We start from the raw sequence: 25,054 nt of genomic DNA, 5'->3' as shown, positions 1-25,054 counted from the left end.
TACTAAATTAAACTTATATTTATCAACAAACTAAGTGCGGCCTAAAACTTGCTGGATAATACCAATTAAAAACACAATAAGGGATTTAATAATGACTGAAGTTACACTTTCGGCTTACTTAGCGTTTTACCTGTATTTAATTATGTTGGTTGTACAATGGGCAGTGGCTACGTTTAGTAAAGCAAAAGAGCCTAATGCGGTGCCAGGTAAAATTGATGAAGATTTATCGCACGACAGCTTTATATTCAGGGCGCATCGTACATTTCATAATACGCTTGAAAACAGCGCATTATTTATAGGTACTGTGTTATTTGCATTTGTAATTAATTACCAAAGCCCAATATTTGCAATGTGTATTTGGGTGTACTTAATTGCGCGTTTAATTCACATGGTACTGTACTACGCTATAGCAACAGAGAAAAACCCAAGCCCGCGTAGTTACTTCTTCTTAATTGGTGTGATTGCAAATATGGTTATGCTAGTGATGATTGGTTTGAGGTTAATTGTATAGCTTATCTATTAAAGTAATAAATATTGTTCATCACAATATCTATAACCAAAGCGAAGTGATTTTATAATTACTTCGCTTTTTTTGTAAAGGGAGTGGGTCTTATTAAAATGATAGGGCTATTTTTAACCATGAGCATTTTGATTAAATTTTATTTACCTCTGTTCATGTGTCTTTGGTGTTAATTTAATGTATTTATTATATTAATTGACGCGTGATAAATAGGCAGGCAATATCTAACTATCTTAGTAAATTATTTACACTACCTTTAAGTATTATCCAGGCAATTTACTCTTTGCTGTTTGGTTTTTACTTAGCCCGCGAGGTTACAAATCTTACGACGTGGTTAAATCGTCTCAGATAGAGCAAATTTAACCCAAAGAGCTGAACAGGGCCTGCATAAAACGTATTATTTACGGTATTAAAATTGGTATAAGGAGGCACTTATTAAAATTAAAATAGTTTTAGCTTTGTCGATTGCCGCACTATTTGTTTTTTATCTACGTGCCGAGTTTTTTTTGCTAAGTCCAGATGCCTCTGATACTGATGACTCACCCGAAAGTGAAGTTACTTTAGAGACAACACGCTTTGTTTCAACTAAGGCGGATCAGCACTTGGGAGTTGTGTTTGATAGCTGTGATACGAAATTAAGCGATATGAAAGTCAATGATGAGTTTTCTATTTGTATTGAACTACTTCTTATTGAATTACGTGATGAAACGCTAGAGATTAAACTTGCAACAACGCAACCTCTTTATTTGGCATGGATTAAGGTAAATTGGCCATCAGGCTTAGAGCATATGCTTGGGCTGGATACCATAATGCGTAATCGCTTACTAAATAGTGTTATTCCTGTCATTGGTCAATATGATCTACAAAATTTGTCTGAGTGGATTCAAAATAAAGGATTTGATAATAGCACTCAAGTTGATTTAATCACTGTTGCATACTCTTCGCTTATGGATGAGAGCCCCATTACAGCCATTGAAGACGTTAGATTTTCTTTGAACCCTGCCGTTAAATCTGGTGTGATTGATAAACTGTTAAATCAATGGAGTAGAAAAAATGCTGGCGCAGTGATGGAGTGGTTTAGCCAACAGCCACGCCCAGATATGTATGCGCATTTAATGGGTTTTGTTTTGATGCAATTAATACAGCAGCAACCAAATGATGCTGAAAATATAATTTCAGAATTGCCTAACTCTCAATTAAAATTTGATACCATTAAATTTTACACAAAAAAACTCGCTTCAGAAAATTTAGAACAGTCTTTGAACTGGGTTAATAGTATTGAAGATGAAGCAAGTAGGCATGTAGGAATAGTGCAACTACTGAAATATATGGCGACTAACGAGGAATATATAGGTCGTTCGTTTGACGTGGCATTAGCGCAAGAAGATCCTTTTTTCCGTGATAAACTATTAAATAACCTTAGTATTGATATACCTTATAATAAATTAGGTATGTTGATTGATTTAGCGCCCACACTGCCAGTTTCTGCAAAAAAATGGGTAATGAGTAATATTGGCTCTCGTTTAATTAAAAATGATCCTGATATGGCACGTGATTGGCTGAAGTCATTAATGCCGAGTAATGAAGCTAGTTATGCAAAACGTTTTGTTGGCGAAAAATCTATTGAACGTGATTTACCTTTTGCTATAGAGCTTGCTAATGATATATCGGATCAAGATGAGCGAATGTTATTAATAGAATCAATATTAAAATTTGTTTACGGACGAAATGATTTTGATTTTGAATTATTATACGAAACATTAAGATTGTCATCGAGTGAAATAGATCAAGCGAAAATAAAATTTTATAACGCTGATACACACTAGCGCCTGTTTATCTTTTGAGGTTGAATTTACAGCGCTGTGTTTGGTATTTAGGCAAGGCAGAGCCTATGTAGTATGGCTATTCTCCTAAATAGGTGACAACTATACATAAAGAACACACGGGCTGCCCTCGGTTTCTTTCATCGTTGCCTGTTGTAGGTAAGGAGTGATTAGGACGTGGCAGCAGTTACCCAGCCCACTAGATTACAAATCTCGCGCTGCAATTAAATTACCCCTGAGTTGAACAAATTTAATCCTCAAAGATCAGCAAGCGCTGCTAGCGCCATAAAGCTGTTAGCTTAATGATTAAGCCGACAAAGTATTTATGAACAAATTTATTTTATGAAGATAATAGTAGATGCCGATTTTTATTTTTAATTAAATAGAGAGGTGGTGATGTATTTATTTTTTGAGATTAATTAATCTGAACTTTGGTCAAGATACTTGCTAATATATTGACTTATAAAGATATTTAAATTTATTTTCTCTAGCCTGAGGTTTTCAGTGAAAATAAGGCGAATTCACGCGTCAATAGCTGCTCGAGATAGATTTACTATCCAGAGTTCAGATTAATTATACTCAATGCGGCTTTAATAGCCGCATTAAGTAGTTTTGGGGAGCTTAAATTTTATTGCTCCGTGTCGTATAACGAGAAGTAATAAAACCTAGTATTACAAATATTTTAGAATGACTTAGTTTGCTTTGTAAACACGTACCCAATCAATCCAAAATATACTTTTGTTTGAATCCGCTAGCTCGGTTGAATTCGGTTTTACATCACGCCAAGGCTGATGTTCCATATCTAAAATGATGTGCATTGGTTTATTTAGCCCTGTGCCGCCTGTATAGCCTTCAGGATCAATTATATTCGGACCCGAAACGCTGCGAACTAATACACCATCAATATAGTAATCTAGGTTCCATGCGTCCTTCCAATGTACACCGTAGCGACGAAATTTATTTCGGTATGTTTCACCGCTATTGTATACCCATGCGCCTGCATCTTTTGGTTGGTAATCTTGAAATGGCTCACGTATAAAAACATGGTGACTTACGTGCATACGTTGGTCAAACCACTCTTGCCCTACACGATCACTGCCGTAGGACTCCATTGCATCAATTTCTTGAGTTGAATCAGAGCTCAGCATCCATACGGCATTAGCCATAGTGTTATTACTCGGTTTTACCATTGCCTCAAGATAAAGTGGGTATGTAAAAGTTGCTTTTGAAGAAACAATTCCCGAAAGCACTTTATTTGTTCCTGCTTTTTCAGTTGCCTGAAGGCCTAACGCACCACCAGTAGTGTAGGAATGACCTGAACTGAATTCAGTATCACCAGGCCCAAGCCAAGCATTAATATACGAAGCATTCCAACGATTGGTAAATGCTGCCGGTTTATTTGAAGTACCGGCTTGGTAGTTAAATTGGTCGGAAACAGTTTGTAATTGCCATGTTTTACCTGATCCAGCAGAAGCCGGAATACTATATGCGTCCCAATCTGCAGCATGTGTTGCTGTGCAGAGTATTGCGCAAGTAGAACAGGATAGTAGTTTTAATATATTCATATAAAATCTCCATGCAAATTAATGTAGATATGCTTCTTTAACTAGTGCGAGTGACTTTAGTGAATTTAATCATCGAAAGATAAACAGGCCCTAGATGAAACAATCTCTTTTGTGTGTACCTTCTATTATTTGTATCCATATTCAAACTCAAGCTTATGAAAATACCAGCATAAGCATACCGACATGGATACGTTTTAATAAAAGTTAAATAGTGTGTAATGTAACTTTGTTGTACTGATTTTAAAGTAACACCAAAGCAACTGTTTGATATTTACACAATTACACATTGTTAACAATAGATGATTAAATATTTATTTTGTTAATAATTAAATTACACCTGTTAACATTGTCTTTTTGCTTAGGCGAGATATTTTTTCTCTGTATCAATCAGTTAACTTTTATCAAAATAGAGATATTACTACTGCTAATAAATACCTAATATTGGAACTAGAGAAATGTTTTTAATGAAGCAAGGTTGGATTGTTTTTATAACTTGATGTATAAATTGAAAAATAATTTGTTTTTATTTTTACAATTTTTATCTAAATCTATAGTAAAGAGCTATGCTAGGGACGTTGAGTTATTAATATTTTAACAATTAGAAATATGAAGTGAATGAACGTTTTACAAAGCAGTAAACGACACTAATATTTAGATAAATTTTTCATGACACAAAAAATTTACATTTAAAGCGAAGAGCCTTGTTAGCAGCTTCGCTTTTATGTTTTTAGTTGCATCAAAATAAAGGCTAATATCTAGGGTCTTATATGATCAATCTACTCCTATAAATCCGCCAGTTTGGTGAGTCCAAAGTGCAGCGTAAATTCCGGCTTTAGCGATTAGTTCCTCGTGAGTGCCTTGTTCAACCACGCCGCCATCATCGAGTACAATTAATCTATCCATTTGTGCAATGGTTGAGAGCCTATGCGCTATGGCAATAACTGTTTTGCCTGTCATTAAATCATCAAGACTTGCCTGAATTGCAGCTTCTACTTCAGAGTCGAGTGCGCTGGTGGCTTCGTCGAGTATAAGTATGGGTGCATTTTTAAGTAGCACACGTGCAATAGCAATACGTTGGCGCTGACCGCCCGAAAGCGTAACACCGCGTTCGCCCACCTGTGCATCAAAGCCTTTATTGCCTTTGCTGTCGACTAAGTCGTTTATAAACTCAAGTGCCTTAGCTTGTTTGGTCGCGTTGAGCATTTCATCGTGGGTTGCATCGGGGCGACCGTACAAAATATTGTCTTTTACTGAGCGATGTAGCAAAGAGGTATCTTGCGTTACCATGGCTATATATCGGCGTAGGCTTTCTTGGCTTACGTCTGTGATGTTTTGCCCATCAATTTTTATTGTTCCTGAGTCGGTATCGTAAAAGCGCAGTAATAAGTTAACAAGTGTTGATTTACCAGCGCCAGAGCGACCGACTAAACCAATTTTTTCGCCAGGTTTAATATTTAAGTTTAAACCGTCCATTACTGGGCTGCGATTAGTCTCGTTTGCTGCTTTACCGTAGTTAAAGTGTACGTTGTTAAACTCAATGGCACCTTGGCTTACGTTAAGTGTATCGGCATTTGGTTTATCGGCAACTTCAATAGGGTTAGAAAGTGTTTTCATGCCATCGGCTACGGTGCCAATGTTTTCAAATAAGCTGCTTATTTCCCACATGATCCACTGCGCCATACCGTTTAATCTAAGCGCTAAGCTAACAGCAACTGCAATAGCTCCGGCGCTAATTGCGCTAAGCGACCATAAATAAAGTGATACAGCGGCAACCGAAAATACTAATAGGTAATTTAAGCTTTGAATAACAAAGTTTAAGCTGGTTACTAAGCGCATTTGCTTGTACACAGGCTGTAAAAATACATCCATGCTTTGTTTTGCGTATTGCTCTTCACGTTGGGTATACGAAAATAATTTAATGGTAGAAATATTAGTGTAGCTATCAACAATACGACCGGTCATTTCTGAGCGCGCATCGGCTTGTGAGCTGGCAATTTTTTTAAGGCGCGGTACAAAATAAAGCTGCACGCAGATGTATAAAGCTAACCAAACCAGTAACGGGATCATTAAGCGCCAATCGGCTTCGGCAACTAAAAATACCATAGAGCCAAAATAAACCACGATATACATTAATACATCGAGTAGTTTAGTCACTGTTTCGCGAACGGCTAAAGAAGTTTGCAGTACTTTAGTGGCTATTCGTCCAGCAAATTCATTTTGATAAAAGCTGACACTTTGGCGCAGTAAATAACGATGCGCTAACCAGCGAATCGACATAGGGTAATTGCCCAGCAATGCTTGGTGCAAAATAGCAGAGTGAAAAAATACAACAACGGGCAGCACAACTAACAGCATTACGGCCATTTTTATAAGTTCTGACTTTTGCTCTACAAACAAAGTCTCGGGTGTATAGGCCGTTAACCAATCGACAAGTTGGCCCATGTAGCTAAATAAAGAAACCTCTAAAATAGCAAGCATGGCGGCGCTGATTGACATAAGTAGTAGCGACAGCTCCATTCCTTTGGTGTAGTGGCGACAAAAAGCAAATAAAGTAGAAGGCGGCTGAGTGGGTTGGTCCTCAGGAAATGCTTTTGTCATTTTTTCAAATAATCGATACATTTTAAAAACTTAAATGGCAAATAATGGTGAGTATTATACCATTTAAGTATTTTTAAATGCAGGTTTGTAGGTCATTAATTATGAGTATTATTCTTATTTATTGCGTTGGGTTACTTAGATTTATTCCTTCGCTCATGTATAAATCATCGTATTTGAGCCCACCATTACCATAAGGTTTTTTAATTGGGCCCGTATTACAGTTTGCTAAAAAGTATATAAGAGGTTGTTCGCGCTTCATTCTAAATTGTGCATTTTTATATACCAGCGTTTGACTGTTAAACTCACCACCTTTTACGTAAACATCATATTGCTGACCTTGCTCTGAGGCTGCTGCGTTATTAACAATGTACCATACGTCGTACCATGTATTTGTTTGCAGAGGTTTAGCTGACTGTTTTGTAGTGTAGTTTTGAGTGTTGCTATATCCGCTGTCGGTTTTAACCATTAATGCGCCATCGTTTACAAGCCCGTTTGATTCTGTTTTATCGGTTACGCGAAGTGTTGGCTCAAACGCATCGTACGCATGTTTATTAATTAACTCCGGAGTAAGATTACTCAGCCCAAAAGCGTGATTATTGGGAAACGCAGCGACGTTTATACGTATATAAAATGTGTAGGTTTGACCAACTTCAACCGCTAGTGGAAGCTTTGTATAAGAAAGCGCTTTACGATTTCCTACAATGCCTTCTGCCGCAGGCTTTTTTAGTAAATAATGATTAACAGATGCGATTGCTTGTTCTGGTTGTATAACTGTTATTTGTGGATTTTTAACTTGTGGTTTGGTTTCATTTTGAGTATCAACACTTTGCCACTTGCTAAGTGAATGTTCAAAGTTATCAATAAGCAGCCAATCGCTCGATGTGTTTTTTTGAATGGTTGAACATGCTGATAGGGTGCTGAATAAGCAAAGAAATAAAATGTGTTTAGAAGACATAATTGGCTCTCGTAATATTAATGATATTTGGTTAACCAATTTTAATTTCGGCTATGGTTTTTATTAAAAGTCATATAACCAATTTAACTTTTTTATGTCAATCACTAAAACATTAGTTATGGTTTGATTGAGCTTGAAAATGTAATATTGTCATTGTATTCAATCAGCTCAGCAAATTTTAGCTGAGTTGAAATTAATTAAATTATTAGGACGTTTTATGTATACGGGTTCGTGTTTGTGCGGTGAAGTAAGTGTTGAAGTATTGGGCAGTATAACCAGCATTATTCATTGCCATTGTTCACTATGTAGAAAAAATAGCGGGACTGCATTTGCAACTAATGGCTTTGTAAATACAGATGACTTCACAATAACGAAAGGGCAAGAACGACTCAGTGAATATAGTTTTAAAGCAGGGCGTACGCGCTATTTTTGTAAATGTTGTGGCTCTCCTGTTTATAGTAGTAATGCAGATGACAAAAGCAGAATACGAATTCGTCTAGGTATATTTGATAGCGATATTACTGAACAAGTATTGTCGCATAACTTTGTTACATCTAAGGCTAACTGGGAGCTGTTAGAAACAAGCTTACCGTGCTATGAAAAACATGAACCTGGGCGGTAAGACGTTTTATTCAATGTGGTAAATACTGTTAATACTTTTATAAAGGTCTGGCGCAAAATTTATAAACACAGGTGAGTTTTGTATTTCATCAACGTTAATATGCATCAACGTATGTTGGCACAATATCAATACTATATTTTTATATTCATTAAACTCTATTAGCGCCAAGCATTTAAAATGTTGCCTTATCAGTACCAAAAGGGCTTGTAATTCTTGACCTGTTTGCGGGTTTAAATTAACGATTACTTGCGTATTTTGCTCACTACAGCGATTTATGTTTTGCCAAAAGCTGTCATTGGTTAAAAAAGGCTGATGATGTTCACCACTAAAAATATCAATAGTAATTACGTTGAAGTTAGCTGCGCATTTTGAAATATACTGCTCAGCGCATTGTAAGTGGATATTGTGGTTACTTGGTAGGTTAAATAATTGCGTTGCAATAGAGGCTATATTCGGGTTTATTTCGATTGTACTAAATGTATTAATGATATTTATGTAAGGCGTATGGTTTTGCAGGTGATACATGATTCGCTCAAACCCTGCGGTTCCTAAGCCTAAATTTAATATGTTTAGTGTATTTACAGGTTTAAGTAAAAAGAGCAACATGCATTGATTTACAGGGACGATTACTTGTTCTGGATGCACAAGGCACATAACACCTTGAATAGTAATATCTTCATCTTTTTTTTGTGCAAGTGTTAGCCAACGATACTGTTGATTTTGAAATACAGTTATAGGGCCAAAATCAGTTTGTTCTGATTTGATTTGGTTTGCTTCAATGGTATCGTTTTTTAGCTGACGCATAACTTAAACTTTTTTATAAACACATTCATAGTGTGCCACGAAAAATAAATTTTTAAATAGATTATTGTGCAGAACACATGTAATTTCACTTATTACTATAATATTGTATTGGCAATTAACTACTTAAGTATTATTCAAGGATTGGAAATGGGATTGATTTTAGGGCCAGCTGTTTTAGCGTGGTTTGCGGTATTTATCTATTCTTTACGATTAGGGTATGTGCTTATTTACAAAAATATGAGCGTGTTAACCACAGTGTCTACTTTTGCAATTAGTATCGTTGGTATGTTGGCTTTTATGACGTATGGATATAGGCAGTTTGTAAACAATACCTCAGTTTGGGCATTTGAGATCCCAAGTTACTTTTTATTTAACAAAATTGCTTTTATAGGTGTACTAAGTGGTTTTTTACTTAACTACTATATTAATCCTGCAAATAATTCTGATTTTTTGAGCTGTTTAGCATTTGTATTAATATTTATTTTTTCTGCTGCTGTGCTTGCAAGCTTAGGAGGACATAAGGCGTTTTTAAAAGAATTTGGTATTAAAACCACTCACTAAAGTATACATAATCAGTTTTGGCCCAGTACCTATTGGAATTAAATGGCTTTTACTATCCGCGTAACCTCTTGTAAATGCGCTTTAGCGTGCTCCTTTCTACATCTACCTCAAATGTATTGCCATAAAATCTAAGTTAAGTAATGGTTACACTATAATAATTAGGAGCTAATAAATGCTTAAAACACCTTTGAAAATCACAACAACGTTACTTAAATTTACTGCAATTGCAGGCGCTTGCACACTTGCACTATCAGCACATGGGAAAACACAACTTCAATATACCGACCAACAAAAATTACATGACATAGCAGCTCAAGTATCAGCCGCACGTATTGGTAGTGACATTCAAACGCTGGTGGATTTTGGTACTCGCCATACGCTTTCAGAAACTAAATCGGATACGCGAGGCATCGGTGCGGCTAGGCGTTGGATAAAAAAAGAATTTGAAAAAATATCCGCGCAGTGTGGCGGTTGTCTAGAAATTATTGAAGTAAAGGACACTATATCGGGCGAAAAACGCATTCCTAATCCTGTTGAAGTGGTTAATATAGTGGCCATTCAACGCGGGTCGAGCGAGCCTGATCGCATGGTGATGATGTCGGGCGACATAGATTCACGTGTAAGTGATGTTATGGACTTTACGAGTGATTCACCTGGGGCAAATGATAACGCATCAGGCGTGGCAGGTGTAATAGAAGCTGCTCGTGTTTTAAGTAAATACAAATTTAATGGATCGGTAGTTTACGCGGCGCTTTCGGGCGAAGAGCAAGGTTTGTTTGGTGGAAAAATATTAACGGCTTACGCGCAAAAGCATGACTGGCAAGTTCATGGCGTTTTAAACAACGATATGATTGGCAATATTACCGGCATTAATGGGGTAAACGATAATACAACTGCACGTATATTTTCAGAAGGTACCCGTGTTGTAGAAACAAAAGAGCAAGCTAATATTCGCCGCTTTAGAGGTGGTGAAGTTGATTCTGCGAGTCGTAATTTAGCGCGCTACATAGATACTATTGCGGATAGATACATTCCTAATTTAGATACAATGCTTGTATATCGATTAGATAGGTTTGGCCGTGGTGGGCATCATCGTCCATTTAACGATGCAGGTTTTGCCGCAGTGCGTATTATGGAAACTAACGAGCATTACGATCGCCAGCATCAAGATTTACGCACCGAAAATGGGGTTGAGTATGGTGATACTATTGAAGGCGTTGATTTTGATTATACGGCTAAGTTAACTTCACTTAATGCGGTAACGATGGCATCTATGGCATGGGCACCCGCACCGCCAAAAGAAGTTAAAATAAAAGGAGCAGTTACAGCTGATACGTCGTTTTCATGGCAACAAAGCAGTGATGAAAATATTGCGGGTTACAAAATTTATTGGCGTTACACGAGCGAGCCGCAATGGCAGTTTAGTAAATACGTTGGCAGGGTTTCACAGTACACACTTAAAAATGTAGTGATTGATAATTATTACTTTGGTGTAGCCTCTGTTAGTAAAGACGGTGTTGAGTCGCCAGTAGTGTTTCCGGGTGATGTAGGTTCGTTTGATCACAATATAAAATAGTAGTTTGGCTGAAAATTCAGCAAACAGAGCGCTTGAAGGTGTAAATGGCCATTTTATACTTGCACCTTATTTACTAAGCCCTTAGAGTGTAAAAAAAGAAGTAAAAGGTTATTAAAAATGCAACAACAAGAAAAAAAACCGTTAACAGCACAAGAGCAAGCTTTAGCTGAGCAACAACGTGTTGCATGGCAGCGTGAATGTTTTCAGGCAGCGCAAAAACACTTAGCTGAAAAGGGCATTATGCCAAAATCAGTAGTTGATAAAGACAGCCGATTTTTAGCGCCACTTTGCGCAATGTGGAAATTTAAAGCACAAAATGGTAAAACATATTGGGTGGTAACAGGGCGGTTACCTACAGATCATGCTGAGGTTAGTGCGGCTACAGATGCCCGTGATGCAATGCGTTACTTTTCTTTGCAGTGGCAATTAAAAGCGGATCAAATTATGAGTACAGGCGCCCGTGACAAAACGCAGGTAGATTTTGCTAACTTACTTATAAATAGAGCACATGGCTTGTACGAAATGTATGAAAATGAGCCTCTGTGGGCAAATGAACCAAAGTAACTACAGTTTGGGTTAAGTAAAAAAGTAGAGGGTGATGGTTTATTTATTGCCCTTTTCTTAATCTAATGGACAAGTGTGAAAGGCGTTGTATTAAACGCCGAAACAGAGCATTGCATACGTTGCCTAGGAATTCCCGCCTCCATAAACACATTTCCTTGCTGAATAAAGCCATTTCGCTTAAAACGTTCTACTTCATCTAGAATACAATTAATACTGACAGCTTCTATCCCCTGATTTGATGCTAAATCAATAATGAAATTGAGAAGCGATTTATATACATTGCGGTTTCGGTGTGCGGGTAGTACAGCTATTCGACCAATTAAGCCATCAGTACATAATCGGCCTGTAGCAACGGGGCAGTGAGTGTCGTCTGTAACAAGTACATGCAACGCAAATTTATCTAGGCTATCAAATTCTATACGTTTAGGTATGTGTAATTCATAAACAAAAACACGCTCACGAATTAGTTGAAGCATATCCTTACGTATAGCCCATTCTACTTTATCAACTTGATAGCCCATGGCAAACTCCTAGTTAAACCAAATTCCCTCATTAACGAGTGTAGTAAAGGTTTGAATAAATACTAGGCTAGGTTTTAAAAATTTTAACTGCGAGGCTTCAAACTCGATATCGTCAGTTAGTAGTTTCACAGCAGCTAAGTCAGTTAATAACACAGTGTAATTTTCGCCGTTTACACTTAACAAAATGTTTTCTTCAAGCAATTGATAAATAGCGCGTGTGCCACCTAAGCGTTCAAACACAATGGTGTTATTAGTTAATGCATTCGTTATTTGCTCAGCTGAAAATGGCTCTTCAACAGGCGCTAAGTCCATTTCATGTTTAGGTTGGCTTAAGGTTGTTCCTAGCCATTGTTTGAATAACGTGTCGTTTTCAAGCAGTCCTTGCATTAATTTTTTAACTTTAGTGACTTCAATATTATTAAGCTCACCTTTAGATTCTCTGAGTGTGAGATTACCATCGGTGTAGCGTTTTTGACCACTTTCGGTATCAATAATATGATCGGCGAAGCTCGACAATAAATCTTGTTGATTAGGGGCTCTAAAACCAACTGAGTAATTGAGTGCATTTTCTACAGCGTAACCTTCGTGAGGACACCCAGGTGGAATATATAAAATATCGCCGGGCTCTAATATGCAATCTATTACGGCTTCAAATGCTTCTACTTGCAGTAATTTTTTGTTTTGAGCAAACTGCTTAAGTGTCGGATCAGGCAGACCTACACGCCAATGACGTTTGCCTTCGCCTTGAATAATAAATACATCGTACTGATCTAAGTGTGGGCCAACACCACCATTAGGCGTTGAATAGCTGATCATTAAATCATCTATGCGCCAGTTTGGAATAAACCTAAATGGTTCTAGTAGTTGTGCAGCATCGCTATGCCAGTGATCAACTGCTTGCACGAGCAATGTAGAGTGATCGTCTGTTAACTGCTCAAAGTCTTCAAATGGACCTTGGTGCGTTTGCCAATCATTTTTATGATTGGTGATAATGCGTGACTCTATGCTTTCTTCCATTGCTAGGCCGGCAAGCTCATTAGCATCAAGTGGGTCTTGAAAATCAGTAAAACCTTGTTTGATTAAAAGCGGTTTTTTTTGCCAATAATGGCTTAAAAACTCTTGCTCAGACAAATTATTTATTTTTAATTGATACATACATTATGCCTACTAGTTAGTGCAATGGGGTTAAAAAAAAAAAAGCGAAAGGATGATCCTTTCGCTTTTTAAAAGAGTAATTTAGTTTTTAAACTAAATCATCAATAAACTCAACAGCACGACCAATGTAATTAGCAGGTGTTAGTTTTTTCATTTCTACTTTAGCGTGCTCTGGAAGGTCAAGACCATCGATAAAGTCAGCCATTATTTCTTGATTTACACGTTTACCGCGTGTTAAATCTTTAAGTTTTTCGTATGGCTTTTCAATGCCATATTTACGCATAACGGTTTGAATCGGCTCTGCGAGTAATTCCCAGTTTTGATCAAGCTCGTCAGCTAAACGTTGCTCATTTACTTCAAGCTTGCTTACACCTTTAAGTGTTGATTGGTATGCAATAATCGCATAACCCATACCTACACCTAAGTTGCGTAATACCGTTGAATCAGTAAGGTCACGCTGCCAGCGAGAAACTGGTAATTTTTGTGCAAGATGAGCAAAAATTGCGTTTGCTAAGCCTAAGTTACCTTCTGAGTTTTCAAAATCAATTGGGTTAACTTTATGCGGCATTGTTGATGAGCCAATTTCGCCAGCAATTGTTTTTTGCTTAAAGTGATTAAGGGCAATGTAGCCCCACATGTCACGATCAAAATCGAGCAATATAGTGTTAAAACGTGCAATTGCGTCAAACAATTCTGCAATATAGTCATGCGGTTCAATTTGTGTCGTAAATGGATTTAGTGTTAAACCTAAGCTTGATACAAACTTATCTGCGTGTGTATGCCAGTCGTAATCTGGGTATGCGCTAAGGTGAGCGTTGTAGTTACCAACAGCACCATTAACTTTACCTAACATTTCTACTTGTGCAATTTGGTCACGTTGACGTTTTAAACGCATGTATACGTTAGCAAACTCTTTACCCATAGTCGATGGTGTAGCAGGTTGCCCGTGTGTACGAGTCATCATTGGGATTGTTTTGTATTCAATTGCTTTTTCTTTAATTGCGCTTAAAAGTTCATCGCAATAAGGAAGTAAAACGTTTTTACGCGCTTCGCTTAGCATTAAACCATGAGATAGATTATTAATATCTTCTGAAGTACAAGCAAAGTGAATAAATTCGTTAATTGCATGAAGCTCACTGTTATCGGCGACTTTTTCTTTTAGTAGGTATTCAACCGCTTTAACATCGTGATTTGTCGTGCGTTCAATGTCTTTAACGCGCTGTGCATCAGCTTCACTGAAGTTATCTACAATGGCGTTTAGAAGTGCATTAGCTTGTTCGCTAAATGCAGGTACTTCTTTAATATCGCTTGCTGCAGCTAACGCTTGCAACCAACGCACTTCAACAATTACGCGGTATTTGATTAAGCCAAATTCGCTGAAAATACTGCGCAGTTCAGTGGTTTTGCTGCCGTAGCGACCATCCACTGGAGAGATAGCCGTTAACGCTGAAAGCTCCATAATAACTCCTAAATTTTAGTTTGAACGATAGTTAAATTTTTGTTTTAGCAATGGCGAGTATTTTTCTTTTTGCAAAGAAAAAGTGACGGCGTTTACCGCCCATTTGTCGCCATAATACTGCACTTCTAATGCCGGCTAATAATAACGCACGGATTTTATTTTGAGTGAGCTGCTGTTTTAATAACTCGGGTTTACCATAAACCTGTATTCGGTGCCCAAGGGGGCTCAGCACCGACGAGTATATATCTGCTAAACCGGCAACAACGCTCTCGTCGGTAATAGCAAAATGATCTAAACGACGATGAATATCATCAATTCGTTTACCTAATTCGTTTAAGCTTTTATCGTTTGCACTTAGCGCACGCTCAAGCTGCATTAAACCACCTACGTATTTTACTATTTCAACATCTTTTTGAGCACCTGCGGTTAGCTGCGCCATTAATGTTTTATAGCCATCACGTAGGTTATCTGTACCTTGATAAACGTCCTCTGGAGATTCAGGAGATGTTTGAATAATACTTGAAAGTAAGATTTCTAAATCGTGTTCGTTGTTGCTGCCGTATTGGGCAATTTTTTGAACTTGTTTAGCAACCTGGCACATGGCGGCAAGCGCCATGACTTGGTATTCATTCATTACTTAATCACCGAGTCAATAATACCACCACCTAAACACACATCTTCTGCGTAAAATACGGCAGATTGACCAGGTGTCACTGCTTTTTGTGGCTCGTCGAACAATACGCGGGCCATGCCGTCTTCACCTACAAGTAGGGTACAGCTTAAGTCTTCTTGGCGGTAACGTGTTTTTACTGTGCAGCGAGTGGTACCTTTAGGACCAATGCGATCAACCCAATGCAATTGGTTTGCATTAAGACCATTACTGTATAGCCGAGGGTGATCTTTACCTTGGCCCACAATAAGTACGTTACGTTCTAAGTCTTTATCAACTACGTACCATGGTTCGCCAGAACCTTCTTTCATACCACCAATTAACAAGCCTTTGCGTTGTCCAAGTGTGTGGTACATTAAGCCTTCGTGCTCGCCTACGTTATTACCGTCAGTGTCTTCAATAACGCCAGGTTGTGCTGGTAAGAACTTTTGTAAAAAGTCTTTAAATTTACGCTCACCAATAAAGCAGATACCTGTGCTGTCTTTTTTATCGTGCGTGATTAGGTCTTGCTCTTCTGCTATGCGGCGTACTTCTGGTTTTTCGATATCGCCTACCGGGAATAACGTTTGGCCAATATGTTCATGGCTTAAGGTATATAAGAAGTAGCTTTGATCTTTATTGTTATCAAGTCCGCGACACATAACGTATTTGTCATCGCGAAGCTCACGGCGAACATAGTGACCCGTTGCAATAAAGTCAGCACCGAGTGCTTGAGCCGCAAATTCTAAAAAGGCTTTAAATTTAATTTCTTTATTACACATTATGTCTGGATTCGGTGTACGACCTGCTTTGTACTCTGCTAAAAAGTACTCAAATACGTTGTCCCAATACTCTGCTGCAAAGTTAACAGTGTGAAGCTCAATACCTAATTTATCACACACAGCTTGCGCATCTTTTAAATCATCAGCGGCGGCACAATATTCATCATTGTCGTCTTCTTCCCAGTTCTTCATAAACAGGCCTTCAACTTGGTAGCCCTGTTGTTGTAATAAATATGCAGATACAGAAGAATCAACACCGCCGGACATGCCAACAATGACTTTAATGTGACTATTTTCGCTCATGAATAATTTCGCTTATACAGATTGCTGTTAACTTGGAAAGGCCGCGATTATAGCATGTATTTTGTTTGTGCTTAAAGAGCGTAGGGCAGCAAAGACATAATTTGTCACTATTTTATTTGTATAACAAATAGCAAACTAGCCTTAAGAGCCGTTTGAGCGGACATAACTTCACGCATTAATTAGTGCCTGTTTACCTTTCGCGGTTGAATTTGAAACAGTATATTGATTTTTAGGGAAGGTAACGCTTATGGTGTGTGGCTATTTCTTATAAATAAGCGATAACGTTGCATAAATACTAAACATTCGCGCCCTTTGGTTTGTCCGTGGGCAATCAACTCATTTTTAACGACGGATGTAGTATGTACGGTAACGATGGAGTAGATACCGCCTACTAGGCTGATATCTCGCGCACTATTTAATTTCACTTATATAGAACAAATTTTAATCCTAAAGGTCAGTAGGCACTAAGTTTATTAGTTTTTTTCATGCAAATATTGAATTTTATTAATAGTATTTTCTTTTAAAACTACTTGGGTAAATATACACTTAGGAAATAGTAAATAGTTGATATTGTTTAAATAGTATCAATTTTAGGGACGCTACCTATATAGTCAACGGAATGAATATATGAATTATGCTTATCAAATAAATGAGATAAAATCACTCGTAGAGCATTACACTCTAAAGTCTAGTTTTTCACCAAATGATTTATCAGCAAATACAAATACTGAATTTAAGAAAGCCGCTTATCATCTTTTCTATGAACTGATAAAACTAAAAAGCCTTCGTATTTATCAAGAACCAAATCATATAACTGAGTTATTCGGCCTCATTAAGCAATCATCTTTTCAAGATCGTATTGAAAAAAAAGCATTGGCTCACGTTGAATATTGGTGGCTTGAATGGTATTTCGCGTTAGAAATGGATGAAAAGATAAATACTGAAAAAAATAATACGGCAATGAGTTATTTATCGCAAAGTACACAGCATCCAATGCGTAAACATGAACTTAGCCACTACGCTAAATTATTCGCAGCATTACCTATGCCAGTGTGTAATGTATGTGCAAGAACTGGCGATATTTTAAGAGTAAATCAACGCTTTGTAGACGTTTTTGGTTATACAGTCAAAGATGTCCCCAACCTAAATATTTGGTGGCAAAAAGCTTACCCAGATATCAAGTATAGGGAGTTCGCTAAAACACTTTGGGACAATTCTTTGCAACTAGCCCTGAAAAATAACAACGACATTCCAGCTAATAACTACCGAGTGTCATGTAAAAATGGTTCTCAAGTAATGATGGAGGTATCAGGAATTGATATTGGGGAAGAATTTTTGGCTGTTTTTAAAGATGCTACTGAGCGTTTACAAGCAGAAGATATACTCAGAGATATGGCTTTTTTGGATGCGCTGACGAAAATAGCGAATAGACGTCGATTTGACGAAAAGTTAACACATGAGTTTGAGCGTGCGAAGGCGTACGAAGGTTCATTGTCATTAATCATCCTTGATATAGATCACTTTAAAGAATTTAATGATTTATACGGACACGTAGCGGGTGATACTTGTTTATATGATGTGGCTCAAAAAATAGCATCAACAGTGAGTCGCCCTGAGGATTTTGTTGCTCGCTATGGTGGGGAAGAGTTTATAGTTTTATTACCACAAACGGACAAGCAAGGTGCTTTGTTTATAGCTGAGCAGATACAAAAAGCGATAGAAAATTTAGCCATTGCGCATGAAGGTAGTTTTACCGGTTTTTTATCTGTAAGTATGGGTATAAATACAATAGATAAATGCACAGCTAGTGATGAGCTAAATTTTATAAAAGCAGCCGACAGCGCACTTTATTATGCAAAGAGACAAGGCCGCAATTGTATTGCTTTAAGTGCTAATTAAATAACCTGCATATTATTTTGTTTGGTATTTATGCTGCATTAGCGCCTATTTATCGGGGATAACCACGCACTACAGGCGCAGAGATACCTAAAAACTAAACATACGGCTGCAAACTTAACCTCGAGAGATAAGCAGGCTTTAGGCTTAAAATAGTTTAAGCCTAATTGTATATAGTTTCGAGACTTAATATTGGCCGATTTAGACTATCATCAATACACTTTAAAACTAGGGGACTTCTGAGCGGTAGTGATTTTATTTGCTCGTAGGTGTGCCAATTCGCGCTAATAATGTTGCTATCTAGCGGTTTTGGGACTGGTATATTCTGAGGTGCTTCAAATAAGAAGCAGAACCGTAAATAGTGCACTGCGTTATCGGCATGCAAATTATACACACCTAAAAAGCCAAGAGGCTCAAGCGCTAAGCCTGTTTCTTCAAGTAACTCTCTGCTTGCAGCTTGTGCAAGTGTCTCATTTTTCTCTAAATGACCCGCAGGTTGGTTGTAACAAATTTGCTTTGTAAATTTATCGCGCTCTTTTACAAGTAAAAACTCATTTTGCTTTTTTACTATTGCTGCAACCGTAACATGCGGTTTATGCATCAACTACGCCCTTAATTACGTTATATTCACCACAATTAATATCATCCAACGTATAGTTACCAATGCTATAGCGAATGAGGCGAAGAGTAGGGTGGCCAATATGCGCCGTCATGCGGCGGACTTGTCTGTTTTTACCTTCGTTAATGGTAATGCTTAGCCAAGTAGTGGGGATTGCTTTTCGTTCACGTACAGGCGGATTTCGCGCCCAAATTGTTGGTTCATCAATTATTTTAACGTTAGCGGGGAGTGTAAGTCCGTCTTTAAGTTCTACGCCATTACATAAATCATTAATTGATTCACTCGTTGGTTCACCCTCAACTTGTGCCCAGTAGGTTTTATTCGTTTTTTTATCAGGAGCAGTCAAGGTGTTTTGTAATTTTCCACAGTTTGTTAAAAGCAATAAACCTTCACTGTCTCTGTCTAATCTTCCTGCGGCGTATACTTCTTTAATCGGGATAAATTCTGCAAGCGTTTTTCTGTCTGCGTCATCTGTAAATTGGCATAGCACATCAAATGGTTTATTGAATAACACAATTTTCCTGTCTTTAGATGCTATTTGCGGCTTTATTTCTCTTTTACCAGATGGCGTTTTATTAAGTGCACTGCGAGAATAAGTACGCCCAGTACTTCTTTTAGGCTTGGCTTGTGTTGTTTGATTATTGCCTGATTTAGCTCTCATTATATGCACCTAGCTGGTTTTGGTAATCCAGCAATTTTTGTTGCTTGTTTAGCTGGGCCTTTAGGAAATAATTTATATAAATAAAGGCTATTACCTTTGTCCTCACCGAGTGCTTTAGCCATTGCTTTTACAAGCATTCTAATTGCTGGGCTGGTGTTATATTCAATGTAAAAATCACGAACAAAATTGATGACTTCCCAGTGTTGCTCACTAAGTGTGATGTTTTCTTGAGTAGCAATTACAGGCGCCAGCTCCTTTGACCATAAAGTATGGTCGAGCAAGTAGCCTTGTTTGTCGGTTTCAATCTGTTGGTTGTTAAATTCAAGCATGAGTTACCACGTAATTGATTGGTTAGTTGATAAAGTGAGTGCCACAAAGTCTTCATAGCTAATTGCTTTATCGTTATCTGCTAATTTTATTGCACGTACTTGCGCGTCTTGTTCAAGTATTAACAGTGTATCTGCAAACTGCCTAAATTGTTTTTTTGCAAAGCAGGCATCACCAACCAGCAAAATGCTATCGGTTGGTAAAATTAAATTTTCTAATTGATTTGCACAGTAGTAGTTAAGCGGCTTTGAAAAAATATGTAACGTGCTCATAGATTCACCACATGCTGCTGGGCTTTAATTAATGTTTGTTGTTGGCTAAAGTTGAGTGCTTTTGCCTCTATGAGTAAATCATGTTTATTTAAACCATAATCAAGCAATGATTTTTCACACACGTAAATGTTTTCAATATCGTAAATTTCGAGTGTTTTAATATTTTTAAAAAAGTCTTTTAAACCAATATCATTTGGTTGCTGATGCTTTTTTAAAGCTAAAACGGCGGGGCCGCTAAACAACCAACTTATATTTTGGTCAACAGCAGCAAATATCAATGTCATATCAAGTGCATCACGAATATTTAAATCGTCAAATGGGCTGCACTGACTCATTACTAATACGTTTATCATTTAAATTGCACCCATTTATCTGCGTCGCTTGCAAGCATTGCAAATTCAGCTAACCCTGCGACTTTAAATACACCTGTGTTTTTAATATCCAACCCGCGCTTTTGAGCTGCGGTAACACACAGCATTAAATTTAGTTCTTGATCAGCGAGTTGCTGCCAAAGTGCTGAAATTCGAAGTTCGTCTGAGGATAAATCAAAGTGTGTAGATGCATGATAAATACCTTGCTGGTATAAAAAAATAGCATCAATGGTGTGCCCTTGGGCTAAACATGCATTCGCAAATTTAACTATGCGTTGCGTAGTATCGTGATCGGATGGTGGTGTATGTAATGAAAGAACAAAGCGTGCCAAAACAATTCCAATAAAAAAGCCCCAATAAAGGGGCTATTTTAACAGAACTATTTAATTAGTCATCACTTGCGCCAAGTAGAGCAAGCAAAGAAGTAAATAAGTTATATACGCTTAGGTATAAAGACACTGTTGCACGAATGTAGTTAGTTTCGCCACCGTTTATGATTCGGCTTGTATCAAATAAAATCAAACCAGACATAATCAGTACAACTGCTGCATTAAGCACCATAAACATCAATGAACTGCCAATAAAAATATTAACGATGCTTGCTACAATCACAACAATTAAGCCAACAGTTAAAAAGCCACCCATGAATGAGAAGTCTTTTTTAGTGTTTAGTGCATAAGCAGATAAACCAAAAAAGATAAGCGCTGTAGAACCTAAGGCTTGCATAATAAGCATTGGGCCATTTGGTAATGCAGCATAATGGTTAAGCAATGGACCTAAGCCAGCCCCCATTAAACCTGTGAAAGCAAACACCCAAAATACACCAGATGCTGTATCTGCTTTTTTATTTACAACAAATAATAAACCGAACGAAACGAGTGTAAACACAATTCCCATAAAGTAAGGTAATTGTAGTGCCATTGAAATACCGGCTGTAACTGCACTAAATGCAAGTGTCATAGCTAGTAAAAAGTAGGTGTTTTTAAGTACCTTGTTTGTTTCAATGGTAGACATTACCGGTTTCGCGGTATTGTACGATTGATTAAACGCCATTGTAGAGCTCCTTTAAGTGAAACGTGTGTGTTTCGATAATTTAACTAAAATTAGATTACCAACTCTTATATGTTTGGGCAAACCTTTGTAGATCAATAGAGTCAAATATTTAAATAAAAGTTCATTAGCGATTAAATTAAAAACACTTTGTCTTAACTTTAAACAAATTAATTGTTTTTTAAGCACTTAAACAATTAATTTAAAAAAAAGCTTCACAAAAGGGGTGGGTTTCCCTATTATGCAGGCCGTGCGGAGAGATGGCAGAGTGGTCGAATGCACCGGTCTTGAAAACCGGCATGGGTTTATAGCCCATCTAGGGTTCAAATCCCTATCTCTCCACCACTTATTTATTAGTGTGTGGTAATTTATTTATCATTCATTTAAAAGTTATTAGTACACTCTTACTTTTAACTTAGCAGTATCGGAGAGATGGCAGAGTGGTCGAATGCACCGGTCTTGAAAACCGGCATGGGTTTATAGCCCATCTAGGGTTCAAATCCCTATCTCTCCACCATATAACAAAAAAAGCCCGCTAATTTAGCGGGCTTTTTTTGTATCTATAGAAAACTAATACCAATCTGCTTATATATGGGGTCTATTTAACGTTAAGAAAATTACGCTAGAACTAGGCAAAAATTTTTATATCTAGTTGTTATAAATAAAAAATTTTTAACGACGTTATAGTGCAATTTAATTCGTTAAATTGATCAAAGATTTATGCAGGTTGGTATAAAATGCATTATTGTTAAATAGAGTCTATATGGGCAGATTAGGGCCTTTTTATCTTTCGAGCTTGAATTTACAGTAGACTGTTTGGTTTTTGTTCAAGGCAGAGCCTATGTTATGTGGTCATTTCCCCATAAATAGGCGATAAGGCAGCTCAAATGCCAAGCGTGCGCTGCTCTTGGGTTTGCCTACATATAGTATGTAGGTAAAGGGCGTGAGCAGGACGCGGATGTTTTACTCAATTTTTACTTATTCTTACATGAATGTAAGCCAGTAGGATAACGCAGGAGCAGTTACCAAGCCGACTAGGTAGAAAATTCGCCTAGTTATAGCGTAATTTCTTTATCGTTAAATAGACTTCGTATATAAGCTAATTGGTATTACTTATCATTTTATATTTACTGAGAAAATGAAACCAGTAATTAGCGATGAATTTGTGGTATTTTATTAGCAAGCGAGTCTTTAAAGGTATGTAAAATATGACGTTGTGGCTTAAAGATGATTTAGCGTCAAGAAAGTTGGTTGTATACAGGGCAATTTTATTTTCGATAGTAACTCTATTTATTTTATTCGTATTCCAACCTTTTGGTACAACCAACGATACTGAACCTTATAAATTACTCCGCCTTTCAGGCTACGGCTTAGTCACGTTTTGCGCTTTATTGCTTTCGGGTTTTATTGAGATCTTTTTAATTCGCTTAAATCTTAGCAATAAACTTCGAATAATAGTGACCCCCAGCCTTTATATTTTAATTACTGCTTTGTTTAACCACGGATATTTTGTTGTTGCTATGTTAGGGGCTTGGCATTGGCAAAACCAAATACTCTTCATTGTATATACATTAGCAGTTGGGTTATTCCCGATTAGTTTCATATTTGTTGTCAATCGTCATGCAAAGCATATGGTCTTAACAACTGAAAAAATACCGGTTGTTAAGACTAAACAGCGTGCTTGTGAAGAGGTAGAAAAAAATAACGTCCCCCCACACCGTCTAATAACACTTATTGGCGATAATAAAGGTGACAAGCTAACAATTGCGCTATCGGATATATTGTTTATTAAGTCAGCCGATAATTACTGTGAGCTCGCAACGATAGAAAACGATGTTGTTTCTCATAAATTGCTGCGTATAACGTTAACTGGTTTATTAAAACAATTACCCCAAAATACATTTTTATATCGCTGTCATCGGTCTTATGCAGTTAATTTACAATTAGTTGCAGTAAGTAAAGGGAATGTCGGAGGATTACAGTTATCGATGAACTCATTTGATTTCACAATTCCAGTTTCGCGAACTTATGTTGATGTCATTAAACAAGCCTTGTTGTTAACCCCTGATGTTTGTTGATGACCCCAAAAACATGTAGTTAGCACCTAAAAATGAAATTTAGCCCTAATTGATCGATTTCATAATTAGTGATTGCCATGATTAAGTTGAATTTAAAGTTGTAACTTAAGAAGGTACGTATGAAACATACAATTAAAGCACTGCTACTAATCACCACATTTATATTTTGTCATTACATGATGAAAGAGTTCTGGGGGGATAACTGGGTAAGTGTCCTATCTGACCTTGATCAACAATCAGCCCTTTTGTTATTTCCTGCTAAATACTTGTTTATTTATGGGCCATTGTTAGTTGTGGCAACATTATTATTTAAACATGAGAGTTGGTACAACGTTTTAGGTGTCGACATTGAAGGTTTTCAACGTTTTTTACTCGCAGCGGTAGTCTGTTGCACACCTATGGTGATAGGTTACGCTTATTTGAGTAACGCGCTAAACCTTTCAATTACGGGGATAATTACAGGTTCAATATACGCGGGAGTTTTTGAAGAAATAATTTTTAGAGCTGCTTTGTTTGGCGTGTTATTTCGTTTTTGTCGTTGGGGGTTTATTCCCGCCGCATTAATTAGCTCAACGATATTTGGTTTGGGTCATATTTATCAAGGACATGATGCTATTTCAGCTGTGATGGCTGTTGCAATTACAACAATTGCAGGAACTTGGTTTGCGTGGTTATTTTGCGAATGTGGATACCGTATTTGGTTTCCATTATGGATGCATATATTTATGAATGCGGCTTATGGCATATTTAGCATGTCAGGTGGTGCAGCAGGGGATTTAAAAGGCAATTTGTTCAAGGCAACTGCAATAATTTTAAGCATACTCTACGTAAACTTACTTATCCGTCGTGGTAAACCGCGCCAAATAACACTCTCTACACTATTTAAAAAACGTCCAGATTTTTCGTCTCAGCATTATAAATTAGCAACACAAAACACTTGGAGGAGATAATAATGTTTGAATTATTTTTAATTATAATGATTTTTTTGTCGCCTTTTTTACTTTTAGTGCTAATTAAAAATTACTTTACCTATAAAACGACTACTAAAGAAAAGTCACTTTTATTACAAGATAAAAATCAGAAAAATACGGTTGTTATGCTGCAAAGAAAGTTAGACGTTTTAGTTGAAAGAGTCATAGTGCTTGAAGAGTTGGCGATAAATAAAAATATCGATTTATCACAAAAAATAGCTCAGTTGTAACTACTGAGCTATTTGTTATTTCTTTTAAAAACTGGGCTTTTATTACAGGGCAAGATCACGAACTTTACCTTGACTTAAAAGTATGATCTTATACTCCTTTTTTAAGGAGCATCCCCATGTCT

Annotated in this window: 26 protein-coding genes and 2 tRNA genes; 12 read left to right on the top strand and 16 right to left on the bottom strand. The window is 37.2% G+C overall.

Features of this window, described 5'->3' with window-relative positions:
* Window positions 1-91: 91 nt before the first annotated feature.
* Together NRL14_RS18800 and NRL14_RS18795 are read left to right on the top strand one after the other, a co-directional pair.
* Window positions 92-511 carry an MAPEG family protein gene (locus NRL14_RS18800; protein WP_149605862.1) on the top strand — a complete coding sequence of 140 codons (420 nt, stop codon included), beginning with the start codon at window positions 92-94 and terminating at the stop codon, window positions 509-511.
* Window positions 512-978: 467 nt separating this feature from the next.
* Complete coding sequence (locus NRL14_RS18795) at window positions 979-2,346, top strand: hypothetical protein (RefSeq protein ID WP_306725339.1); 1,368 nt, start codon at window positions 979-981, stop codon at window positions 2,344-2,346.
* A gap of 689 nt (window positions 2,347-3,035) precedes the next feature.
* Here the strand turns inward: NRL14_RS18795 and NRL14_RS18790 are convergent.
* From NRL14_RS18790 to NRL14_RS18780, 3 genes are all read right to left on the bottom strand, one after another.
* Window positions 3,036-3,908: a beta-agarase gene (locus NRL14_RS18790; protein ID WP_050482451.1), complete on the bottom strand. Its 873-nt coding sequence runs from the start codon at window positions 3,906-3,908 to the stop codon at window positions 3,036-3,038.
* Window positions 3,909-4,679: 771 nt separating this feature from the next.
* Complete coding sequence (locus NRL14_RS18785) at window positions 4,680-6,527, bottom strand: ABC transporter ATP-binding protein (protein ID WP_149605863.1); 1,848 nt, start codon at window positions 6,525-6,527, stop codon at window positions 4,680-4,682.
* 97 nt (window positions 6,528-6,624) lie between these two features.
* On the bottom strand, window positions 6,625-7,461 hold the full coding sequence (locus NRL14_RS18780; RefSeq protein ID WP_306725338.1) for a hypothetical protein: 837 nt from the start codon (window positions 7,459-7,461) through the stop codon (window positions 6,625-6,627).
* 217 nt (window positions 7,462-7,678) lie between these two features.
* On the opposite strand from NRL14_RS18780, the gene NRL14_RS18775 reads away from it, so the two are divergent.
* A complete protein-coding gene (locus NRL14_RS18775) occupies window positions 7,679-8,083 on the top strand; it encodes a GFA family protein (RefSeq protein ID WP_007375699.1) in 405 nt (134 codons plus the stop codon).
* Window positions 8,084-8,089: 6 nt separating this feature from the next.
* On the opposite strand, the gene NRL14_RS18770 is transcribed toward NRL14_RS18775, so the two are convergent.
* Entirely contained in the window at window positions 8,090-8,887 is a 798-nt protein-coding gene (locus NRL14_RS18770) for a hypothetical protein (protein WP_149605865.1), read from the bottom strand.
* Between the two features lie 147 nt (window positions 8,888-9,034).
* Between NRL14_RS18770 and NRL14_RS18765 the strand changes: the two genes are divergently transcribed.
* From NRL14_RS18765 to NRL14_RS18755, 3 genes are all read left to right on the top strand, one after another.
* Window positions 9,035-9,448: a hypothetical protein gene (locus NRL14_RS18765; protein ID WP_149605866.1), complete on the top strand. Its 414-nt coding sequence runs from the start codon at window positions 9,035-9,037 to the stop codon at window positions 9,446-9,448.
* A gap of 172 nt (window positions 9,449-9,620) precedes the next feature.
* Entirely contained in the window at window positions 9,621-11,024 is a 1,404-nt protein-coding gene (locus NRL14_RS18760; RefSeq protein WP_306725337.1) for a M28 family metallopeptidase, read from the top strand.
* 117 nt (window positions 11,025-11,141) lie between these two features.
* A complete protein-coding gene (locus NRL14_RS18755) occupies window positions 11,142-11,588 on the top strand; it encodes a DUF4826 family protein (protein ID WP_149614246.1) in 447 nt (148 codons plus the stop codon).
* A 62-nt stretch (window positions 11,589-11,650) separates the two neighbouring features.
* Here NRL14_RS18755 and NRL14_RS18750 read toward each other — a convergent pair whose 3' ends face one another.
* From NRL14_RS18750 to mnmA, 5 genes are all read right to left on the bottom strand, one after another.
* Window positions 11,651-12,109, bottom strand: coding sequence for a GNAT family N-acetyltransferase (locus NRL14_RS18750; RefSeq protein WP_007375704.1), 459 nt, complete (start codon window positions 12,107-12,109; stop codon window positions 11,651-11,653).
* A gap of 9 nt (window positions 12,110-12,118) precedes the next feature.
* Window positions 12,119-13,264, bottom strand: a complete 1,146-nt coding sequence (locus tag NRL14_RS18745; RefSeq protein WP_306725336.1) for a cupin domain-containing protein — start codon at window positions 13,262-13,264, stop codon at window positions 12,119-12,121.
* Between the two features lie 88 nt (window positions 13,265-13,352).
* Entirely contained in the window at window positions 13,353-14,723 is a 1,371-nt protein-coding gene (purB, locus tag NRL14_RS18740; protein WP_149605870.1) for an adenylosuccinate lyase, read from the bottom strand.
* 31 nt (window positions 14,724-14,754) lie between these two features.
* Window positions 14,755-15,357, bottom strand: a complete 603-nt coding sequence (hflD, locus tag NRL14_RS18735) for a high frequency lysogenization protein HflD (protein WP_149605871.1) — start codon at window positions 15,355-15,357, stop codon at window positions 14,755-14,757.
* Window positions 15,357-16,457 carry a tRNA 2-thiouridine(34) synthase MnmA gene (gene mnmA, locus NRL14_RS18730; protein ID WP_007375708.1) on the bottom strand — a complete coding sequence of 367 codons (1,101 nt, stop codon included), beginning with the start codon at window positions 16,455-16,457 and terminating at the stop codon, window positions 15,357-15,359. The genes hflD and mnmA overlap by 1 nt, the downstream gene beginning before the upstream one ends.
* A gap of 627 nt (window positions 16,458-17,084) precedes the next feature.
* On the opposite strand from mnmA, the gene NRL14_RS18725 reads away from it, so the two are divergent.
* Window positions 17,085-18,356, top strand: coding sequence for a sensor domain-containing diguanylate cyclase (locus NRL14_RS18725; RefSeq protein ID WP_149605872.1), 1,272 nt, complete (start codon window positions 17,085-17,087; stop codon window positions 18,354-18,356).
* Between the two features lie 160 nt (window positions 18,357-18,516).
* Here NRL14_RS18725 and NRL14_RS18720 read toward each other — a convergent pair whose 3' ends face one another.
* The 7 genes from NRL14_RS18720 to NRL14_RS18690 are packed head-to-tail and all read right to left on the bottom strand — an operon-like array spanning window position 18,517 to window position 21,656.
* Window positions 18,517-18,954, bottom strand: coding sequence for an NUDIX hydrolase (locus NRL14_RS18720; RefSeq protein ID WP_149605873.1), 438 nt, complete (start codon window positions 18,952-18,954; stop codon window positions 18,517-18,519).
* Complete coding sequence (locus NRL14_RS18715) at window positions 18,947-19,633, bottom strand: pseudouridine synthase (protein ID WP_306725335.1); 687 nt, start codon at window positions 19,631-19,633, stop codon at window positions 18,947-18,949. The genes NRL14_RS18720 and NRL14_RS18715 overlap by 8 nt, the downstream gene beginning before the upstream one ends.
* The gene (locus NRL14_RS18710) at window positions 19,633-19,962 is read right to left on the bottom strand and encodes a TusE/DsrC/DsvC family sulfur relay protein (protein WP_007375712.1); all 330 of its coding nucleotides are present in this window, start codon (window positions 19,960-19,962) and stop codon (window positions 19,633-19,635) included. The genes NRL14_RS18715 and NRL14_RS18710 overlap by 1 nt, the downstream gene beginning before the upstream one ends.
* Window positions 19,963-19,965: 3 nt before the next feature.
* A complete protein-coding gene (locus NRL14_RS18705; protein ID WP_007375713.1) occupies window positions 19,966-20,232 on the bottom strand; it encodes a DsrH/TusB family sulfur metabolism protein in 267 nt (88 codons plus the stop codon).
* Window positions 20,229-20,585 (bottom strand): sulfurtransferase complex subunit TusC, encoded by a 357-nt coding sequence (gene tusC / locus NRL14_RS18700; RefSeq protein ID WP_033039861.1) that lies wholly within the window; start codon window positions 20,583-20,585, stop codon window positions 20,229-20,231. The genes NRL14_RS18705 and tusC overlap by 4 nt, the downstream gene beginning before the upstream one ends.
* The gene (gene tusD, locus NRL14_RS18695) at window positions 20,582-20,935 is read right to left on the bottom strand and encodes a sulfurtransferase complex subunit TusD (protein ID WP_149605875.1); all 354 of its coding nucleotides are present in this window, start codon (window positions 20,933-20,935) and stop codon (window positions 20,582-20,584) included. The genes tusC and tusD overlap by 4 nt, the downstream gene beginning before the upstream one ends.
* Before the next feature lie 55 nt (window positions 20,936-20,990).
* Window positions 20,991-21,656 carry a Bax inhibitor-1/YccA family protein gene (locus NRL14_RS18690; RefSeq protein ID WP_008133668.1) on the bottom strand — a complete coding sequence of 222 codons (666 nt, stop codon included), beginning with the start codon at window positions 21,654-21,656 and terminating at the stop codon, window positions 20,991-20,993.
* Between the two features lie 251 nt (window positions 21,657-21,907).
* Between NRL14_RS18690 and NRL14_RS18685 the strand changes: the two genes are divergently transcribed.
* The 5 genes from NRL14_RS18685 (at window position 21,908) to NRL14_RS18665 (ending at window position 24,932) form a co-directional block, all read left to right on the top strand.
* Window positions 21,908-21,998, top strand: a tRNA-Ser gene (locus tag NRL14_RS18685).
* A gap of 81 nt (window positions 21,999-22,079) precedes the next feature.
* Window positions 22,080-22,170 (top strand) — tRNA-Ser (locus NRL14_RS18680).
* A 691-nt stretch (window positions 22,171-22,861) separates the two neighbouring features.
* Complete coding sequence (locus NRL14_RS18675) at window positions 22,862-23,731, top strand: LytTR family DNA-binding domain-containing protein (RefSeq protein ID WP_149605876.1); 870 nt, start codon at window positions 22,862-22,864, stop codon at window positions 23,729-23,731.
* A 119-nt stretch (window positions 23,732-23,850) separates the two neighbouring features.
* The gene (locus NRL14_RS18670) at window positions 23,851-24,681 is read left to right on the top strand and encodes a CPBP family intramembrane glutamic endopeptidase (RefSeq protein WP_149605877.1); all 831 of its coding nucleotides are present in this window, start codon (window positions 23,851-23,853) and stop codon (window positions 24,679-24,681) included.
* A gap of 2 nt (window positions 24,682-24,683) precedes the next feature.
* A complete protein-coding gene (locus NRL14_RS18665) occupies window positions 24,684-24,932 on the top strand; it encodes a hypothetical protein (RefSeq protein ID WP_149605878.1) in 249 nt (82 codons plus the stop codon).
* Window positions 24,933-25,054 lie beyond the last annotated feature (122 nt).

Source organism: Pseudoalteromonas sp. 20-92, assembly GCF_030847595.1.
GTDB lineage: Bacteria > Pseudomonadota > Gammaproteobacteria > Enterobacterales > Alteromonadaceae > Pseudoalteromonas > Pseudoalteromonas fuliginea.
Note: the sequence above shows the minus strand (reverse complement) of the source record. Positions and strands in the feature narration are given on the sequence as shown.

Excerpts from the sequence above, each read along its gene's own strand:
- tusC (WP_033039861.1), bottom strand. The coding sequence starts at position 20,585 with ATGATAAACGTATTAGTAATGAGTCAGTGCAGCCCATTTGACGATTTA.
- NRL14_RS18725 (WP_149605872.1), top strand. The coding sequence starts at position 17,085 with ATGAATTATGCTTATCAAATAAATGAGATAAAATCACTCGTAGAGCAT.
- NRL14_RS18765 (WP_149605866.1), top strand. The coding sequence starts at position 9,035 with ATGGGATTGATTTTAGGGCCAGCTGTTTTAGCGTGGTTTGCGGTATTT.
- NRL14_RS18755 (WP_149614246.1), top strand. The coding sequence starts at position 11,142 with ATGCAACAACAAGAAAAAAAACCGTTAACAGCACAAGAGCAAGCTTTA.
- mnmA (WP_007375708.1), bottom strand. The coding sequence starts at position 16,457 with ATGAGCGAAAATAGTCACATTAAAGTCATTGTTGGCATGTCCGGCGGT.
- NRL14_RS18800 (WP_149605862.1), top strand. The coding sequence starts at position 92 with ATGACTGAAGTTACACTTTCGGCTTACTTAGCGTTTTACCTGTATTTA.
- NRL14_RS18750 (WP_007375704.1), bottom strand. The coding sequence starts at position 12,109 with ATGGGCTATCAAGTTGATAAAGTAGAATGGGCTATACGTAAGGATATG.
- NRL14_RS18690 (WP_008133668.1), bottom strand. The coding sequence starts at position 21,656 with ATGGCGTTTAATCAATCGTACAATACCGCGAAACCGGTAATGTCTACC.
- NRL14_RS18665 (WP_149605878.1), top strand. The coding sequence starts at position 24,684 with ATGTTTGAATTATTTTTAATTATAATGATTTTTTTGTCGCCTTTTTTA.
- purB (WP_149605870.1), bottom strand. The coding sequence starts at position 14,723 with ATGGAGCTTTCAGCGTTAACGGCTATCTCTCCAGTGGATGGTCGCTAC.
- NRL14_RS18760 (WP_306725337.1), top strand. The coding sequence starts at position 9,621 with ATGCTTAAAACACCTTTGAAAATCACAACAACGTTACTTAAATTTACT.
- NRL14_RS18785 (WP_149605863.1), bottom strand. The coding sequence starts at position 6,527 with ATGTATCGATTATTTGAAAAAATGACAAAAGCATTTCCTGAGGACCAA.
- NRL14_RS18670 (WP_149605877.1), top strand. The coding sequence starts at position 23,851 with ATGAAACATACAATTAAAGCACTGCTACTAATCACCACATTTATATTT.
- NRL14_RS18770 (WP_149605865.1), bottom strand. The coding sequence starts at position 8,887 with ATGCGTCAGCTAAAAAACGATACCATTGAAGCAAACCAAATCAAATCA.
- hflD (WP_149605871.1), bottom strand. The coding sequence starts at position 15,357 with ATGAATGAATACCAAGTCATGGCGCTTGCCGCCATGTGCCAGGTTGCT.
- NRL14_RS18780 (WP_306725338.1), bottom strand. The coding sequence starts at position 7,461 with ATGTCTTCTAAACACATTTTATTTCTTTGCTTATTCAGCACCCTATCA.
- NRL14_RS18745 (WP_306725336.1), bottom strand. The coding sequence starts at position 13,264 with ATGTATCAATTAAAAATAAATAATTTGTCTGAGCAAGAGTTTTTAAGC.
- NRL14_RS18720 (WP_149605873.1), bottom strand. The coding sequence starts at position 18,954 with ATGCATAAACCGCATGTTACGGTTGCAGCAATAGTAAAAAAGCAAAAT.
- NRL14_RS18675 (WP_149605876.1), top strand. The coding sequence starts at position 22,862 with ATGACGTTGTGGCTTAAAGATGATTTAGCGTCAAGAAAGTTGGTTGTA.
- NRL14_RS18715 (WP_306725335.1), bottom strand. The coding sequence starts at position 19,633 with ATGAGAGCTAAATCAGGCAATAATCAAACAACACAAGCCAAGCCTAAA.
- NRL14_RS18705 (WP_007375713.1), bottom strand. The coding sequence starts at position 20,232 with ATGAGCACGTTACATATTTTTTCAAAGCCGCTTAACTACTACTGTGCA.
- NRL14_RS18790 (WP_050482451.1), bottom strand. The coding sequence starts at position 3,908 with ATGAATATATTAAAACTACTATCCTGTTCTACTTGCGCAATACTCTGC.
- NRL14_RS18775 (WP_007375699.1), top strand. The coding sequence starts at position 7,679 with ATGTATACGGGTTCGTGTTTGTGCGGTGAAGTAAGTGTTGAAGTATTG.
- NRL14_RS18710 (WP_007375712.1), bottom strand. The coding sequence starts at position 19,962 with ATGCTTGAATTTAACAACCAACAGATTGAAACCGACAAACAAGGCTAC.